We start from the raw sequence: 15,494 nt of genomic DNA, 5'->3' as shown, positions 1-15,494 counted from the left end.
CGCCGATCACGAGGCGACACCGCCTACTGACCGCCGTCGGCTCCCAGCGCATTCCGAAGCGGCGGCTGACGTACGGGTTCGGCTTCGCGGCGCTGGCACGACCCGCGGTTGCGGAGGTCAAAACCGGCATCGAAGAAGAAGGTACGCGTGGGCGCAGGTTGATCGTCTGGCCGCCGGAAGGCGGTCGGCAATCAGGCGAGCCGCCGTGGGTGTGGTGGTCCGGCCCACGGGCCGAACCACCACACCCACGATCAGGCTTGGGCATCCGGCGCCACCGGATCGGGAGCCTCACCGCAGGCGCGTTGCTCGATCGCCGCCAGCTCATACCTGCATTCCTGGAGGAACCGCAGGTAGCGCACGGTGCTGCTGCCGGGTTCGCGCCAGGAGCTCTTGTCCTTCAGCGGCTCCTCGTAGGCGGCCAGCACCAAGCCGAGCGCAAGAACCTGCGCCCGCGCCTCGCTGGACTTGCCGACCAGGTCGGCGAACGCGTTCGACTCCCGGTGCCAGGACGGGCGCGGGCCGTCGACCCGTATCAGCTCGTAGGCGAGGTCCCAGCCGCGCTCCAGGACCAGACCCGGCCGCGCCAGGCTGTCGGCCACGAACGCCGCCGCCCCCTTCGGCGCGGTCTTCCGGGAGAGGAACCCAGTCAGCCACTCGCGGCGTACGGTGGTCGCACTGACCCAGTCCTTGTTCGCCTGGATCACGTCACGGCGCTCGGCGCGCTTGGCCTCCCGCTCGGCGTCCGTCACCACCGCCTTATCGGCCTGGGCATCCGTGTCGGGCGCGCGATAGCGGTTCACATGGCCGTAAGCGGCATAGTCGGTGCACACGTACCGAGCGGTCAGCCCCCGCACCCGCCGGGTCCGAGGACCCTCATTCTCGCCGGTGATGTCCTCGTCGTACCAGCTGTAACCGACGAACGCGGCGTGCCCAGGACACTCACTGTGCGCGGCTGCCTCCAGCTCCTGGCCCTCGTCGTCGACCAGCCGGAACAGCTCCTTTGTCTTCGGGTCTCCGTGCGCCGGTTCGGCGACGATCGTCAGTCCGGCCGCGCTCAGCTCTGCCGTCTTTGCCACTTGGGCCGCTGCCTCCGCGCGTTCGTCGCGCAGCCGCTGCGCGAGATGGTCGAAACCCTGGCCCTCCTTCGCCGCCACGATGAGCTGGGTGCAGGCATCCTTGTCATCGTCGAACTCGGCGACGACCGCCGCCTGACGCAGATCGAGGAACTGGTAACGCTTTGCCGCGCCCGTCGCCAGCTTGCTCTTCGATACGGCGAGGGCAGTGGTCACCTCGGTCTTCTTCGTCCCGGTCCGTTTCGCGATCTGCCCGGCGGAAAGCCCGAACATCGACATCTGCTCGAACGCGGCGACCCGGTCGGCGTTCGACAGCCCTGCCCGGCGGTCGTTCTCGCTCACCTGATCACCGAGTCGATCCACCTCCTCCGCAGGCTTCTCGACCACCATGACCGGCACGCTCTCCCGTCCGACCTGCACCGCCGCCACGGTACGGCGCTGGCCGAACAACACCACCAGTCGCTGATCGTCATCGCGGTAGGCGGTCACGGCCTGCAACACGCCCCGCTCACGGACACTGTCCACGAATTCCCTGTCCAGGCGCGGATCAAGCCGGGCATTCGCCCCGATTATCAACTCCTGCGGATCCACGCGCACGAACTCTTCCCTGCTGGTGATGGTGCTCGTCTCGCTGTTCACGTCTCCTCCGATACGGACGGATATTTGGATCGTGAGCCGGGTTGCCAGTCTCGCGCTCACATGTTTAATGATACGTCTTTAGGAAGATCAAAGCAAGGTCATCAATACCTTGTTGGGTGCCTTGAGCAGGCTAAATAGACAACGGCGGAGGGTTGATGGCGCGACTCGTTGCCGCCTGGTCGCCGAGTTCGTGAACGGGTCCTTCCGTCCGTCATGGAGTAGCGCCATGATCAACACCAGGAGCGAACCGGACGGCCCGGGTGCGGGAGCAAGCTATGCATCCGGCTGCCGGATCCCGACCGGGCGCGGTCGTCCACCCACCTGGAAGAGCGCCGCTCCGAGGAGCGGCAGCGGAGCGCGCTAACGCGTCCCGTAACGGCTCGCGTCGAGCCTCGCCACATGCCAGACGCCAACCCGTCGAAGGTGCGTGACGAGCGCGGCCGTGACCGCCAGCATCAGAGGCCGGGCCGTGAGCACCGGCTGACTCCGCGCTTCAGTGCCGAGGAGCTGGCCGCGATTCAGGAGGCCGCCGCGCAGGTCGGGATGACGGTCACCGGCTTCTGCGCGGAAGCCGCGATCGCTCAGGCCTCCGGGGTGCGGGCGGCATCGCTGGATCCGATCCGGGAGATCCTGGCCGACTTTCAGGCCGAGCTTTACACGGCCCGGATTACGGTCGGTCGGATCGGGACGAACCTGAACCAGGCCGTTGCCGCCCTCAACACGACCGGGCAGGCGCCCGAGTGGCTGCTCACCGCCGCGTTGCTATGTGAGCGGCGGATGGAGCGTATCGACGCGGTGATCGCGTTGATCGATCGTCGGCTGCGGTGATCCCGAACATCCGCCGCGGTCGGCGCGTCGGTGGTCTGCTGCGTTACCTCTACGGTCCTGGCCGGCGGGAAGAGCACGTCAACCCGCACCTCGTCGCCGCGTGGGACGGTGCCGGCCCGCTGTCCGCCCTCGAACCCGCCGCCGGTCATCTGGGAAAGTGGGACTTCCGCGCGCTGGCGGACGTGCTGGAGCAGCCGGTGCGCAGTGGCCGGAACCCGCCCCGGCAGGCGGTCTGGCACTGTTCGCTGCGCACCCATCCGTCCGACCGCCGGCTCAGCGACGTCCAGTGGGGGCGGATCGCGGCGGAGGTGATGGCGCAGGCCGGCCTCGCCCCGCACGGCGACGAGGGCGCGGTGCGGTGGGTCGCGGTCCGGCACGGCGCCGACCACATCCACATCGTGGTGACCCTCGTCCGTCAGGACCGCCGTACCGAGTGGGCTCGTCACGACCGCTGGCGTGTCCAGGCTGCATGCCGTGATCTCGAAGAACGCTACGGCCTTCACCGGGTAGGGCGCGCCGCGACCGCACGCCGTCGTCCCACAGCACCGGAACTCCACAAAGCACGCCGACTCCAGCGGTCCGAGGCCGATCGGGACGTGTTGCGGCGCGAGACCCGCTTCGCCGCCGCAGCAGCGAACGGTGCCGAGGAGTTCTTCGCGCTGCTACGCGAGGACGGTCTGCTCGTCCGCCCGCGCATGAGCAGCACCCGGCCCGGAGAGGTTACCGGCTACAGCGTCGCCATCGACCGGCCGGACCCGATCTGGTACGGCGGTGGCCGGCTCGCCACCGATCTCACCCTGCCTCGCCTGCGCGCCCGCTGGCAGGAGACAACAGCCGCACCATCCACCGGCGAGCAGGACGACCTCATCGACCGGGCGATCCGTGAGGTCCGGGCCGCCGGGCTTGAGGGCGGCGATGCATGCGATCTGCTGTTCGTCGCCGCCCGGCACGTCCCCGGCAAGGCGAAGCGCCGGATACTGCTGCGCGCCGCTGACGCGCTCGACCGGGCCGCCCGGCCACGCCGAAGCGCTCCGGCGCGTACCCGTGCGGATCTTCGGGTGTTGGCCCGTCTGCTGCACCTGACCGGGCAGCTCGGCGACGACCGCAACACCGCCGCCGTCCTGGAACTACTTCTCGCTTTCGCCCGGCTCGCCGAAGCTCTCGCCGACCTCAAGGCCGCAGGCCGTCAGCTCCACCAGGCGCGTGACGCCCGCGAGGCGGCCCGACTGCTGCGCACCGCCGCAGGCCCGCTTTCACCTGGGGTAACACAGCCGCTAACCCCCGGGCGTGACCGTCGCCAGGACCCGGCAGCAGCGGACGCGCCGGGCCGTCATCCGTGACGGCGACCAGCAAGGGGAGGTACCCGGTGGACGGGATCGGCCAGGAGCAGCACCCGGACTTCCTTGCCGAGAGCGGGCAACGCCTCGGCCAGAGCCTCGCCGTCCTCGCTACCCTCGGCGAGGCCGCCGCCCGCCTCGCCGCCGTCGAGATCCGCCGCCGGCAATGGCGCGAGGCCCAGGACGAACGCCGGTCCGGTCGTCTGAGCAGCCCGCCCAGCCCGACCTCACCCGATGCCGACCTTCAGCGCGCCAAGAAGCACGACCGGCGCCTCATCGCCAAAGCCCTCGACGACATCTGGCTCGACCGCGCCGACTTGCTCGACCTCGCCACCGTCTGGCGCGCCGCCCGCCTCCGCGAAACCCAGATCCCCGAAGCGCGGGCGGCCGCGGAACAGGTCGAGGATCGGCTCCGTGGCTATTACCCAGGACCGATGCGACGGTATGACGATGCGGTCCGCGCCGGCACCGGTCGGGCGGAGGCCATGCGCGCGGCCGTCGAGGAGATGGCCCGCACCCCGATCATGCGCGCCCACGGCGGACGCCGCTCCGCCGCGATCAACGGCGGCATCGGCATGGTCGTCGACCCCGACGACCTCGACGCGGCAGTCCAACGCGAACGGAGCCGCCTGGCGGAAGGCCTCGACAGTCGATGCGTCGCGGATCTCCGGCGGCACGGTGCCGCAGGCCATGCGGCTGCGGATCACCTGGAACGAATGCTGGCGGCGCATCGCACCGGCGCCCCAGGGCGTGCTCCCGGCGCGCACACACCGCCGCAGACGGCTTTCACCTGGTATCCCGAAGGGACGCACGGCGCCGGGATGCTGCCCGCGCACGTCGCAGGCCTCCGCCCGGCGAACACGTCGATCCAGGCGGCACCCTTTCAGGCCGCCGCTCGGAGGGCCCGATGACCGAGCAGAACGACGAACCGGACCGGGCCGGAACCGAGGCGGGCGTACCGCTGTATACCGATGTCGAAGGCTGGGTGGCCGGCTACTTCGCGCCGATGTTCCTCCACCGCGTCGTCGGCAGCACCCGCGTGCGCTGGTGCCCCCGCTGGTGGGACCACGCCGAGGTCATCGCCCGCCTCACCCTCCTCTGGAACACCTGGGAAGCCGCCCGATGGGAACCCGCGGCCAAGCCCGGCTGGTGGCTCGACCTCGACCACCACCTACCCATCCTCCTCAGCCCGGACGGCCCGTTCCGCAACTGCCGCCAGACCGACGAGCACCGCCCCGGAAAGCACGAGCCGGCCGAGCTTCCTGCCACCGAACTGACACCCGAGAACTGGTGGATCAGTTGACCCATTCCGCCTGTCGAGTTGGCTATTTTGCCTGCATGGCGGACACATCATGGGTGGACGTAGCCGGACTGATCACCGGGAGCGTCGGCGCGGCAACGGGTATCGCGGCGCTGATGCTTTCTCTCCGCTCGACGACTGCATCTGAGGACTCAGCGGTTTCGGCGCGTCTGTCCGCAGAAGCGTCGAAGGAAGCGGCAGCAGCCGCCCACGCGTCAGTCGGCGAAGCCACCGAGCTCAACCGGATCGAACGAAACCGCGATCACATGCAGCTCGGCCCTCCCAGGCCGACATCGCTGCCGATCAAGATCGAGCAGGACGAACGGCTCGGAGGCGGCCACCGCAACGTCTGGTCACAGTTCACCCTGCCACGACCTTACAGAGTGAAGGCATGGGCGTTCTCCAGGGCGAGCAGTCATCCCCTCAGCATTGATCTTCTGGTCCGTGCGGGCCAGGTCCGGTTCTTTCTGGAGGACTGGCCGCCCGATCGGAAGAACGAGGATGGGCTGAAGACCGACCGCGTCGTGGTGCATTTCTGGTGTCCGGCGGAAGTCGACGATGTTGAGCACTGGACCTGCCCATGCGGGAGGCCGGAGGAAGGCGATGGAAGCGGACCGGGTCACTGGGAATGGCAGGTGAGTCTCGATCCGCCACCGCCGAGCGGCGGTGTGCGTCGGGCCGGCTGAGTGAGATCCGGATGAGTCCGGTGTCCGATTGCCGCCAGGCCGCCGAGTCTTGATGGCCGGTCTAACGGCGGGGTGCCTGCTTCTCGTCGGGGTTCCCGCGCGGCGCACTCCGCGGCGGCGAAGGCGGTAGCGCCGGTGCGGTGGCATGGCGGGTTAGCGCGCGGCCTTCCTGTGCTGCGATTCGGGACGCGTTGGTGCCGAGCCGCACCACGACGATGTTCGCCGCCGGGGCCGAGCGCTGGAACTCCTTGACCGCGCGGTCCGGGCGGTGCCCATCGACCAGGCCGTGCAGAGCCTTCGTCGGTAGCGCAGCCGCTTCGCGTCCGGCGAGGACGATCTGGTGGCAGGGCCTGTCGATGTGGTTGGTGTTGATGGTGCCGCTGCGGACGGTGGCTTTCGGTGTGCTGGACGGGTGGTCGGTGAGGGTGGAGAACCAGCGGCTTGTGGCGCCGTAGGCGGTGATGTTCCCGGCCCAGGCGACGGTGAGCCGTCCGGCCGCGGCTCGTCCGGGGCTGAGGAGGAGCGCGATGGTGGCGTCGCCGGTTCCGGTGCCGGGGCGGGAGAATCGGGCGTTGACGGCGGTGCGGGCGAGCTCGATGGCGTTGCGGGCGCCGATGGTGACCGCGGTGCGCGCGGCGATCTCGGCGGCCAGATGAGCCGCCACCCGGTCGCCGGTTGCGTCCGTGAGCCCTTCGGCGAGAATCCAGGCGGTGACGCCGGTGGTGGGATCGTGCTGAACGCGAACGGCAGCCGCCGCGTCCGGCGGGCAATGGTAGGCGTACTCGAGCCCGGCAGGGCGGGCGTCGGGCAGACGAGGGAGCCCGACTGCGAGCGTCTCGCGCTGGCGTTCGGCCGGCTGGGGCGGAGGTTCTTCGGGGTCGGGGTAGACGGCTTCGAGGACGGTGAACGGGTCGAGGCGGAGCCGGTCCGCAAGCCGGGCGCACAGGGCGCTCGCGCGATCGGTGTCCCGGCCCGCGATGTCGGCGACGAGCGGGGCGACATGGCGGAGCGCGGCGGCCTGGCCGGGAACCTCGTCGAGGCGGTGCCGCCCGAGGCGCTGGGCGATCAGCAGCTCTGCCAGCGGTCGCCGCTCGTTCTCCAGGAAGTGTTCCGCAGCATCACGTCCGCGCGCGACAAGCTCGGCCGGGTCGGTGGCGACAGGCAGAGCGATCGCTTCCAGCGGTCCAGGCCAGTCGCGCAGAAGCGGATAGGCGTGTTCGGTGGCGTTACGTCCCGCGTAGTCCGCGTCAAGAGCCAGGACCAGTGGTGTACCGGCTGGCAGCACGGTGCGGAGAGCGGCGACGTGCTGGGCGGTGAGTGCGGTGCCGCAGGGCGCGACGGCCGCGCACGGCCCGGTGCTCGTGCCGAGCCGTGCGAGCGCCACGACGTCCGCGGGCCCTTCGACGAGGAGGACGGCGCCCGGTGGTGTGTCTCGGGCGGTGAGTTCGGCGAGGCCGTGAAGGTGTTCGCGTTTGCGGTAGATCGGGTTGTTGGCGGTGTTGCGGTATCGGGGTGCGCCGGGCCAGTCGGAGACGTCTCGGCCGGTGAACGCGATGACCGCGCCGTCGTCGGTACGGCGGATGGGGAACATGACGCGCTCGCGGAACACGTCGATCAGGCCCCCGGTCCGCGAGCGGCTGACGAGTCCGGCGGTGAGAAGTTCGTCGTCGGTGTAGCCGAGCCCATGAAGGTGGTCACGGAGCGCGGTCCAGCCACGGGGCGCGTAGCCGAGTGTCCACGGTGGTTGGTGCGCGGTGGCGGCGATGATGCCGCGGCTGTTGAGGTACCGAATCGCAGGGAGCGCGGTCGGCAGGATTCGCCGGTAGAACGCGGCGGCGTCTTCGTGTGCGGCTACAAGCCGCGCTTTACTCATCGGCTCCTCCTGCCGTGTGGGGTGCGGGAAGGTGCTGGCGAGCCCCGGCGATCAACTCCTCGAGTCGCTCACGGTCCGCCGCGTCGGAGATCGCGGACACCGCCGCGGCCGTGTCGGCCATGAGCGCGGTCGCGTCCGGGCCTCGGAACCAGGGATGGAGAGCGATGAGGGCGGGCCGGACGCCGGTGGCGAGGAGGATCGCGTGTCCGCGTCGGATCGCCCGGACGTCCTCCGGACCGAGGATCCGTTGCCTGCGCACTGATACCTGCCGGGAGACGTGCCCGGTCGCGTCGCGGGTGAGGGAGAGCGTCGCGACGTCGTGCTCACCGACCAGCGTGGAGATGTCGGCGGCGAAACGTGGGTCGTCGGCGCCGGCACCGACGAGTTTGATGGTGGCCGCGCCCCAGAGGGTGCCCATGCCGCGTTCGCCCCAGACGGTGACGCCTTGCTGGTAGGTCTGCAAGATGGTGACCAGGTTGATCCCGCGCCCGCCGAAGTGCGAGTACAGCTGCGGTAGGTCGGCGAGCGGGCAAATGTTCGCGGCCTCGTCGAGCGCGCACAGCATCGGCGGATCGAGACGGCCTCCGCGTGCTTCAGCTCGGCGGACGGCGTAGCGCATGATCTGGTCGGTGAGTGCGGCGACGAGCGGCCCGGACGACCCGGCGCCGTCCTTGGACAGCAGGTAGATCGTGTCGGTGGAGACCGGGAACGCGTCTGGGTCGAACCGGGGCAACGGTACGGCCGGCGCGTTCACCCAGGCCATCACCCGCGGATCCTGGAGGCACTTCGCGGCGGTCCGCGCGGTCTCGTAGATCCCGTCACGGGTCTCAGCAGCCCCGGCCTGACGGCCACGCAGCGCGCGGGCGGTCTGCGGGAAGCCGTGGTCGAAGAGCAGTCCGACGGGTTCGTCGTCGGTGGCGTCGGCGAGCCAGGTCTGCACGTCGTTCATGCCGGCGCCGGAGGTGGCGGCGGCGAGGATGAGGCTGGCGAGGAGGTCTTCGGCGGCGAGGAGCCAGAAGTCTTCGCCGCGGTCGCGGCGCATCGGCTGGATGAAGTGCGACGCCATCCGGGCCGCGTCCTCCACCGTGACGATCGCGGTGAGCGGATTCCACCACCAGTGCTGCCCGGTGCGGGTGATCGCTTGCGGGTCGAACAGCCACACCGTGCCGGCCTGCGCGCGGCGTCGGTGGGTGGTCGCCCATACGTCGGCGCGGTTCGAGGTCGCCAGCACCGGTCCGGGGGCGTCGAGGATCTGGGGGACGGCGATCGCGGTGGTCTTCATCGCCCGCGGCCCCATCACGGCTAGGATCCCGTCCTCCCACGATGCCCGCAGCACCGGACCACGTCGCCCGCCGGGAAGCTGGAGCGTGCCGAGCACCAGCCCGACATGCGCCGGCTGCACCTGTTGCCCGGCAAGTCCCGGCCGCAGCGTCCTGGCGCGAGCCTCCGCACCGGCCGGTGCCAACCCGGCTACGTCGTCCGCGCGTGCGAGCGAGGGGAGCGGGTCGTCCGCGTGACCGCGGCGGGTTTGCCACCACACCCAAACCCCCACCGCCGGCACCACCACGGCCGCCGCGAGGAGCGCGAAGAGGACCGTGATGCTGAGCAGGTTGAGGTGCGGGTACGCGATTTCCCACCGGCCGTGCAGCACCGCGATCACGAACTCCTGCCCGAACCCCGGCCCGCCCGGTCGCCCGCTGAGCCGCGCGGTCAGCCAGCCGGCGGCCCAGGCGAGCCAGGCCAGCACGATCGCGGTCCAGAACGCGCCGAGGACGACGAACGGCGTCAACGGGACGGTCCCCGCGCTGGAGCGTGGGGTGACCGGACGTGCGCCGAAGCCGCTCACAGCCGTACCGCCGTGTCGGTGTCGTAGATCGTGGGCTCGTCACCGACGAGCCTCATCCCGACCGGTAACCCCGGCCCTTCACCGGTCTTGATCAGATACCGGCCGCGCCCCGGGTGCGCCCTGCCCGGAACCAGCGCGTCCGGTGCCGCCCACGACGACACCAGCGACCGTTCCGCCGCCGACAACCGCACCACCGCGCCGACCCGGTCGAGCTCACGGCCCGGTAGCGCGGCCAGGATCTTGATCGCGGCGCGCTCGAAGAACCCGCGCGCTTTCGCGCGATCCTCGTCGGTGGGCAGGGCATCGAGGTCGTCGAGACTATGGGTGATCATGAGGGTGCCCATGCCGAGCGGCCTCGACAGCCGCGTCAGCGCATCCGCATGGTCGACGAGCCCCGGGGCTCCTCGCAGGGCCCGCCAGAGTTCATCCATGACGCCGAAGAACTGCCGGCGCGGCACCAGCCCGCACGCGGCGAGCGCGGCGGCGGCATCGACCACCGCGAACGTGTATGCCCAGGTGCACAGCATCGCGATAGCGACGAGCTGATCCCCGGCTGCTGCGGTCTGGGAGATGTCCACGCTGACCGCGGGCGCGTCGAGGTCGATCGGTGTGCTGGTCGGCCCGTCCAGGACCCCGCGCAGAGACCCGTCACACAGCAGCGTCAGCGTCGCCACCAGATCCGCCGCCTGCCGATCGTGATCTGCGCCGAGCCGGACCTCATCAGGCCCGGCGCGGAGCACGCCGAGGACGTCCGGGATGGTCGGCTGCCGGTCGAGACGAGCGTCGAGCAGGTCGACGGACCGGCCGAGCAGCACCTCCTCGGTGTTGGTGATCCGGCCGCCGCGCACGAGCGTGGCGAGCGCGAGCAGCAACGCCAGCCGTCGTCCGCGGACCTCCAGCCGCAGCCGCTCCGCTTCCCGCTGCGGCAACCGCCCCAGCGCGGCACCGAGCGGGCCCGCGTCGAGCGGATTGATCCGGTCCAGGCCACGTCCGACCCGGATCACCTGCCCGCCGAGCCGGTGCACGAGCAAGGTGTAGTCGGGTTTCGTGTCGCCGAGGATCAGCACCCGCGTCCCGAAACCGGCCATCCCGGTGATCAGACGCTTCGCGAGCGCGCTCTTGCCCGCACCCGGCTGGCCGAGCAGAAACATCCCCGGGTTCGTCACCAGCCCCGCCCGCAGCCACTCGAGCGGGTCCAGGCAGCAGGTCTCGCCCCACAGCAGGTGCCGGCCGATCGGCACCCCGAGCATCGGCGCCCCTGACCCGGCCACGAACGGAAACAGCCCGGCGAGCTGCACCGTCGTCCCCTGAAACTCCACCCCCGCGTCCACGTGCGACGCGCGCCCGGCACCGGGGGAGTGCCAGCCACGTCCCGGGGCGGTCATCGCGGCCACTCCGCCGCGAGCTGTGGCGGGCAGATCCCGCACGGCAGCGTGACCGCGAACCCGACGGCTTGACTCGCCCACATCCGCCGCAACCTGATCCGTGCCGATTCCGCCCGCGCCTCCACATCCGCCACCGCCGCGGCGAGCGCGTCCCGGTCGGTCACGGTGACCGTGACGAACATCGACATCAGGCCGACGCCCGCCCCGGCGGCTTCCTCCCGCGCGGTGCGCAGCGCCCGTGTCCGGTCGGCGCGTTCCCGCGCGTTCTCGTCCCGCCGGGACACCGTCCGCATCGCGTCCCGGAACACGGCCGCGTTGGCCTCCTGCTCCACCAGCCGGGCCGCGTCACCCGCCGCGACCGGCCGATAGATCAAAGACACCCGCAGTGGGTACGGGCCGGGCGCCAGCAGCCGGCCGAGGACCTCCGCATACACCTCGGTACGCGGCGCCTCGTGCCATGCCCACGACACCGACCAGCCGCCGTCGTGCCGGTAACAGCCGTACTCCTCGTCCGCGGCGACCGGCCCAGCCGTACCCCAATCGGGGGGTTCGCCATCAGACAGGAGGTCGTCGAGCGGGAGCGACGGGTCGAACGCCGCACGGACCGTAGCGGCGAGCCGGGGCGCGGTGGCCCGGCCGAGGACGGTGAGCCCGCACGTCCCGAGCGAGTCCTCCAGGCCGTGCAGCAGCCGGTCGGTCTCGGCGAGCGCGTCCTCGGTGGTCCGCGGTCGCGGCCGGGCACGGGACGGGTCGACGGTGACAGCGACGTGTGTCTCCACTTCGGCGTCCGTGCCGGTCGCGTCGTCGACGAGGTGCTGTAGGAGCCGGCGTGCGGATTCGGGTGCGCCAGGTGCGGTCCGGCCGCTGATGTAGCCGGCCAGGCGACGGCCCGCGGTCGGGCCGGTCCGCACGGTGACCGCGATCCACCGGACCGCTGGTTGGTAGCCGAGGCCGGACAGCCAGCCGCCCCAGTTCGCCACCCACGCCTCGGCCTGCTCCGGCTCCGCCAGCCAGGTCGATGACGCGGCCACCCGCAGCGTCGCCGTCAACCGCCCCGACCGTCGATCCCGCACCACCCCGAACGATTCGCTCCTTCCGGTCGGCACGTCGAGCAGATCGGTCGGTGCGAGGACACCGGGCAGCTGCCAGGCGTGCGGGTGCGCGGCCATCAAACCCGACCGGTAGGCGGTGAAATCGCGCATCACACCCCACGACCACCGGACACGGCGCACCAGACGGGCACCGACCGCGAGCCCGTCCCATCGCAGGACGGTCAACGCGAGCACCACCACCGCCGGCCCCAACAGCACCAAGAGCAGGGTGCTGCTGACCGCCCCGGCCGTCGCCATGACGGTGACCGTCGCGACGACGACGAACGACTGCGCCGAGCCGAGACCGGCCAAGCCCATCCCACGGCGCCGCCGCCACCCGCCGTACAGGCGGCGACCTTCCTCAGCAGACATGCTCACCCCTCCTCAGCACCCGCGCCGGCATCGCCGGCACCCGCGGCGGCCTGCGACGCGGAGCGAGCCGCCCGCGCGGCGGTCTCGGACGCGACCGTCGTCCCGATCACGACCGGTGCCGCAGGCCCGGACGCCGCTCCCGCCGCGGCGGCTGTCCCGCCCGCGCTTCCCGCAGTGTGTCCCGCCCCGGCAGCGGTTCCCGATCGTGTCCCGACCGCCGTTCCCGCTCCCGTCCCGGTGTGGCCCGCTCCCGGATTGCCGGTGAAGGACGGCGGCCGGGCCGATCCGGTCCCGCCGTCGGACGACGGGCCGCTCCCGGTTGATGCCGCGTAGTCATACCGGGCGTGCGAACTGCCAAACCCGGACATGTCCCGCAGTGACGCGGTGGCGTGCAGACCCGCCGCACCCGCGGAGAACGCGCTCGCGAACCCGCCACCACCGGACTGAAGCCCGCCGACGGTCCAGGTGAATAGCCGCAGCAGCGCCGGGAGCGCGACCAGCGCGACGATCATCAGCGCGACGCCCATCAGCAGCACCCGCGGATCGGAGGCGGTGTCGTCGCCCTGCAACCAGATCGCCGACGCGTACACCAGCGCGGCAGCAGGCTTGTAGAAGATCAACGCCAACTGCCAGGCCAGCACCTTCCGCAACCAGCCGGACGTCGCCCCGGTGAAACTCCCCGCCGCCGCGAGCGGCATCGCGGGCGCGAGCAGCAACACCGACACGTCCCGGAACGGCATCAGCAGCGCCTGGACCAGCGCACATACCGTCGCGATACCCGCGATGACGATCACGAGCAGCATCGGCAGACCGCCGGTCCCGGACTGCGGCACGACAAGGATCGACATCCTCCGCGCGAAACTCTGATCACCGACGCTGTCCAACGCCGACGTGATCACGAAGAACGCGAACTGATCCGCGCCGTGCAACAGCAGATTCGTCCCGAACAACCCGGCCGCCGACCACAGCGCCGTGTTCCACAACCCGCGCAGCACGTTGACCAGCGGCGCCGGTTTCCGTGACAGGACCAGCAGCAGGCTGTTCCACAACACCCCACCCACCGCTACCGCCGCCGTCAACGGCAGCAGCAGACCACGCAGGTTCGCGACCGCCTCGATCGGCGGATCACCCGGCCCGTTCGCACCTGCCGGGAACAGCTTCAGCGACGGCACCAGCACCCACCAGCTCGCCGACAGATCGATCAGGTACTGCTCGGCGGTCACGATCATCCGCGCGATCTCACCGAACAGCCCATCCGTCGCCAGCGACATCAGACAGGTCGTGTCCCACGGCGCGCACATCACGCTCACCGCTCCACGGGGAACCACAGGAACCCCGCCGTGTCCGCCGCCACCCGCGCGTCATCGCCCCACAGACCGTCCCGCGGAGCGACGATCCGCCAGTCCCCGTCCGACCACCGGGCCCGGACCGCCACCTCGAGGAGCACCGGCTGCCACACACCCGGCCCTTCGATCAGCAGCCGAACGTCAGCCTCCAGCCCTGACACGACGACCTGATACCCGCGCGCCACCGCGTAGAGCCGACCGGCCGGCTCGCCGTAGGGAAGACCGAGCCGCGTTCGCGCCTGCTCGTACTCCTCGGCCAGATTCCGCTCCAGCGCGGCGACGTCGTCACCGACCACCTGATCCCGCAGCGTCGCCTCGAACACCCGCGGACCCACCTGCGGTGACAGTCGCAGTGTCACGTGTGCCGCGGTCAGCACCGCGCCCAGCTCTGAGAACGCGAACCCGCGCGCCATGCCCGCCGACGTGTCCCGCGGACCGGCCGAGCGGGAGATCGGCAGCCGCGCGCCGGCCACCGACACCCAGTCCAACCCGCCCGCCGACGGTGAGGCCGTCCCGCTCGGCGACGGGGACGCCTCGCCAGTCCCGGGAATCAGCACTACCATCTCGGAAACCGCGGGCTTCGGCGCGGTGCTGTCCCGCGGGCCGCGAAGGCCGATGATCCCGATCGCCGCCGCCACGACCACCATCACGACCGTCGCGCCCACCGCCACGACCGCTGCGGTGCGGCAGCGGGCCTGCTTCCCGATCTCGTCCCGCATCGCCGGCTACCTGACCACCACGCCGACCACGGTCGCCCCGACCGCCGCCAACGTCAGCCCACCCAGCACCCACGGAATCCCCGCCGCACCATCCACCGCCGTCGCCGACCGATTCCGCCGACCCAGGATCATCATCCCGCCGCAGATGAACATCCCCAGCACACCCGCGACGACCAGCACCCACTTCCCCCAGGCCAGGAACGTCTCCACCACCGGAGCCAGACCCGGAATCGGCGTCGGCACCGGATCCGGCACCAACGGCGTCGGCGCAGGCGCCACCACCATCTCCGTCACGACGGCCAGAACCCAACCCACCAACATCAGCCACCTCCACGCTCAACCACCCGGCACAGATACGCAGGTGGATGGCGGAAACGTCCATCGATGGAGTTAGCGGCTACGTAGACATGGACGCACCGGATGGCTTTGCTCGTGAGTTCGGGCGCCACCCCTCAGAGAAAGCCGGCTCAGATGTCGCCGTCCAGTGCGCTGCTTACGCCCTGGCACTGGTACCGGAACAGGGCGTGCCTTGTCTGCGGCAGATGAGGATGTAGTTACCTGATGTGACGCCTGATCGCAGTCGTGGGTAGCCGCGCTGCTGTAAGTTGACCGATTGACTCCCGGAAGAGTCGACGAACACGTTTCATTGACCCATGGGTTCCGATTCAGATATGCGCCCCCAGGGCGGCGCGGCGGACGTTAGCGGTCCCGAGCTCGTGTTCGCCTTGGTCCGCCCGACTGGGACGCCAAACGACGCGTTGCTGGAGGCTCTTGATGGAATTCTGCTGTCGTACGGCTACAAGTCATGGCGAATCGACCTAAGTGAAATTCTTGCCGACACCCTGCATCAGCAAAGAAGATTAGAGATCAATGAATCGACAGAAAAGCGACTAGTCGGCTTAATGAGGCTTATTCAGCAAGCCGCTTTAGTCCACAGTAGAACCCCAAGATATAAAGACGGTCCGCTCTTCAGTAGGATGGAGTTACCACACAACAACC

General features: G+C 70.5%; 14 protein-coding genes. 6 read left to right on the top strand and 8 right to left on the bottom strand.

Annotated elements, in window-relative coordinates:
• Positions 1 to 251: 251 nt before the first annotated feature.
• Positions 252 to 1,712, bottom strand: coding sequence for a ParB/RepB/Spo0J family partition protein (locus ACIA8K_RS29770; protein ID WP_396065157.1), 1,461 nt, complete (start codon positions 1,710 to 1,712; stop codon positions 252 to 254).
• Between the two features lie 423 nt (positions 1,713 to 2,135).
• Between ACIA8K_RS29770 and ACIA8K_RS29765 the strand changes: the two genes are divergently transcribed.
• Genes ACIA8K_RS29765 through ACIA8K_RS29745 form a run of 5 tightly spaced genes read left to right on the top strand, consistent with a single transcriptional unit; the run spans position 2,136 to position 5,863 of the window.
• Positions 2,136 to 2,540 carry a plasmid mobilization protein gene (locus ACIA8K_RS29765; protein ID WP_396065155.1) on the top strand — a complete coding sequence of 135 codons (405 nt, stop codon included), beginning with the start codon at positions 2,136 to 2,138 and terminating at the stop codon, positions 2,538 to 2,540.
• A complete protein-coding gene (locus tag ACIA8K_RS29760; protein ID WP_396065153.1) occupies positions 2,537 to 3,880 on the top strand; it encodes a relaxase/mobilization nuclease domain-containing protein in 1,344 nt (447 codons plus the stop codon). The genes ACIA8K_RS29765 and ACIA8K_RS29760 overlap by 4 nt, the downstream gene beginning before the upstream one ends.
• Positions 3,881 to 3,906: 26 nt before the next feature.
• On the top strand, positions 3,907 to 4,788 hold the full coding sequence (locus ACIA8K_RS29755; RefSeq protein ID WP_396065151.1) for a hypothetical protein: 882 nt from the start codon (positions 3,907 to 3,909) through the stop codon (positions 4,786 to 4,788).
• Positions 4,785 to 5,180 carry a DUF4913 domain-containing protein gene (locus ACIA8K_RS29750; RefSeq protein ID WP_396065149.1) on the top strand — a complete coding sequence of 132 codons (396 nt, stop codon included), beginning with the start codon at positions 4,785 to 4,787 and terminating at the stop codon, positions 5,178 to 5,180. Before ACIA8K_RS29755 ends, ACIA8K_RS29750 begins: the two co-directional genes overlap by 4 nt.
• A complete protein-coding gene (locus ACIA8K_RS29745) occupies positions 5,168 to 5,863 on the top strand; it encodes a hypothetical protein (RefSeq protein ID WP_396065147.1) in 696 nt (231 codons plus the stop codon). Before ACIA8K_RS29750 ends, ACIA8K_RS29745 begins: the two co-directional genes overlap by 13 nt.
• 61 nt (positions 5,864 to 5,924) lie before the next feature.
• Here the strand turns inward: ACIA8K_RS29745 and ACIA8K_RS29740 are convergent, their stop codons facing one another.
• The 7 genes from ACIA8K_RS29740 to ACIA8K_RS29710 are packed head-to-tail and all read right to left on the bottom strand — an operon-like array spanning position 5,925 to position 14,816.
• Positions 5,925 to 7,736: a toprim domain-containing protein gene (locus ACIA8K_RS29740; RefSeq protein ID WP_396065145.1), complete on the bottom strand. Its 1,812-nt coding sequence runs from the start codon at positions 7,734 to 7,736 to the stop codon at positions 5,925 to 5,927.
• Positions 7,729 to 9,582, bottom strand: coding sequence for a type IV secretory system conjugative DNA transfer family protein (locus tag ACIA8K_RS29735; protein ID WP_396065143.1), 1,854 nt, complete (start codon positions 9,580 to 9,582; stop codon positions 7,729 to 7,731). The genes ACIA8K_RS29740 and ACIA8K_RS29735 overlap by 8 nt, the downstream gene beginning before the upstream one ends.
• On the bottom strand, positions 9,579 to 10,967 hold the full coding sequence (locus tag ACIA8K_RS29730; RefSeq protein WP_396065141.1) for a hypothetical protein: 1,389 nt from the start codon (positions 10,965 to 10,967) through the stop codon (positions 9,579 to 9,581). The genes ACIA8K_RS29735 and ACIA8K_RS29730 overlap by 4 nt, the downstream gene beginning before the upstream one ends.
• Entirely contained in the window at positions 10,964 to 12,430 is a 1,467-nt protein-coding gene (locus ACIA8K_RS29725; protein WP_396065139.1) for an SCO6880 family protein, read from the bottom strand. The genes ACIA8K_RS29730 and ACIA8K_RS29725 overlap by 4 nt, the downstream gene beginning before the upstream one ends.
• 2 nt (positions 12,431 to 12,432) lie before the next feature.
• Positions 12,433 to 13,701 (bottom strand): hypothetical protein, encoded by a 1,269-nt coding sequence (locus tag ACIA8K_RS29720; RefSeq protein WP_396065137.1) that lies wholly within the window; start codon positions 13,699 to 13,701, stop codon positions 12,433 to 12,435.
• A gap of 35 nt (positions 13,702 to 13,736) precedes the next feature.
• Positions 13,737 to 14,495 carry a hypothetical protein gene (locus ACIA8K_RS29715; protein ID WP_396065135.1) on the bottom strand — a complete coding sequence of 253 codons (759 nt, stop codon included), beginning with the start codon at positions 14,493 to 14,495 and terminating at the stop codon, positions 13,737 to 13,739.
• A 6-nt stretch (positions 14,496 to 14,501) separates the two neighbouring features.
• Positions 14,502 to 14,816: a hypothetical protein gene (locus ACIA8K_RS29710; protein ID WP_396065132.1), complete on the bottom strand. Its 315-nt coding sequence runs from the start codon at positions 14,814 to 14,816 to the stop codon at positions 14,502 to 14,504.
• Positions 14,817 to 15,148: 332 nt separating this feature from the next.
• Between ACIA8K_RS29710 and ACIA8K_RS29705 the strand changes: the two genes are divergently transcribed.
• On the top strand, positions 15,149 to 15,494 hold a 346-nt coding region (locus ACIA8K_RS29705), incomplete at its 3' end, for a hypothetical protein (RefSeq protein ID WP_396065129.1).

Origin of the sequence: Catenuloplanes sp. NPDC051500 (assembly GCF_044454585.1) — a bacterium.
GTDB lineage: Bacteria > Actinomycetota > Actinomycetes > Mycobacteriales > Micromonosporaceae > Catenuloplanes.
This window is presented reverse-complemented; position numbering and strand designations above follow the sequence as displayed.

What these genes read in the sequence shown, in the direction of transcription:
- ACIA8K_RS29715 (WP_396065135.1), bottom strand. Translation starts at nt 14,495, where the DNA reads ATGCGGGACGAGATCGGGAAGCAGGCCCGCTGCCGCACCGCAGCGGTC.
- ACIA8K_RS29710 (WP_396065132.1), bottom strand. Translation starts at nt 14,816, where the DNA reads ATGTTGGTGGGTTGGGTTCTGGCCGTCGTGACGGAGATGGTGGTGGCG.
- ACIA8K_RS29730 (WP_396065141.1), bottom strand. Translation starts at nt 10,967, where the DNA reads ATGACCGCCCCGGGACGTGGCTGGCACTCCCCCGGTGCCGGGCGCGCG.
- ACIA8K_RS29725 (WP_396065139.1), bottom strand. Translation starts at nt 12,430, where the DNA reads ATGTCTGCTGAGGAAGGTCGCCGCCTGTACGGCGGGTGGCGGCGGCGC.
- ACIA8K_RS29750 (WP_396065149.1), top strand. Translation starts at nt 4,785, where the DNA reads ATGACCGAGCAGAACGACGAACCGGACCGGGCCGGAACCGAGGCGGGC.
- ACIA8K_RS29720 (WP_396065137.1), bottom strand. Translation starts at nt 13,701, where the DNA reads ATGTCGCTGGCGACGGATGGGCTGTTCGGTGAGATCGCGCGGATGATC.
- ACIA8K_RS29740 (WP_396065145.1), bottom strand. Translation starts at nt 7,736, where the DNA reads ATGAGTAAAGCGCGGCTTGTAGCCGCACACGAAGACGCCGCCGCGTTC.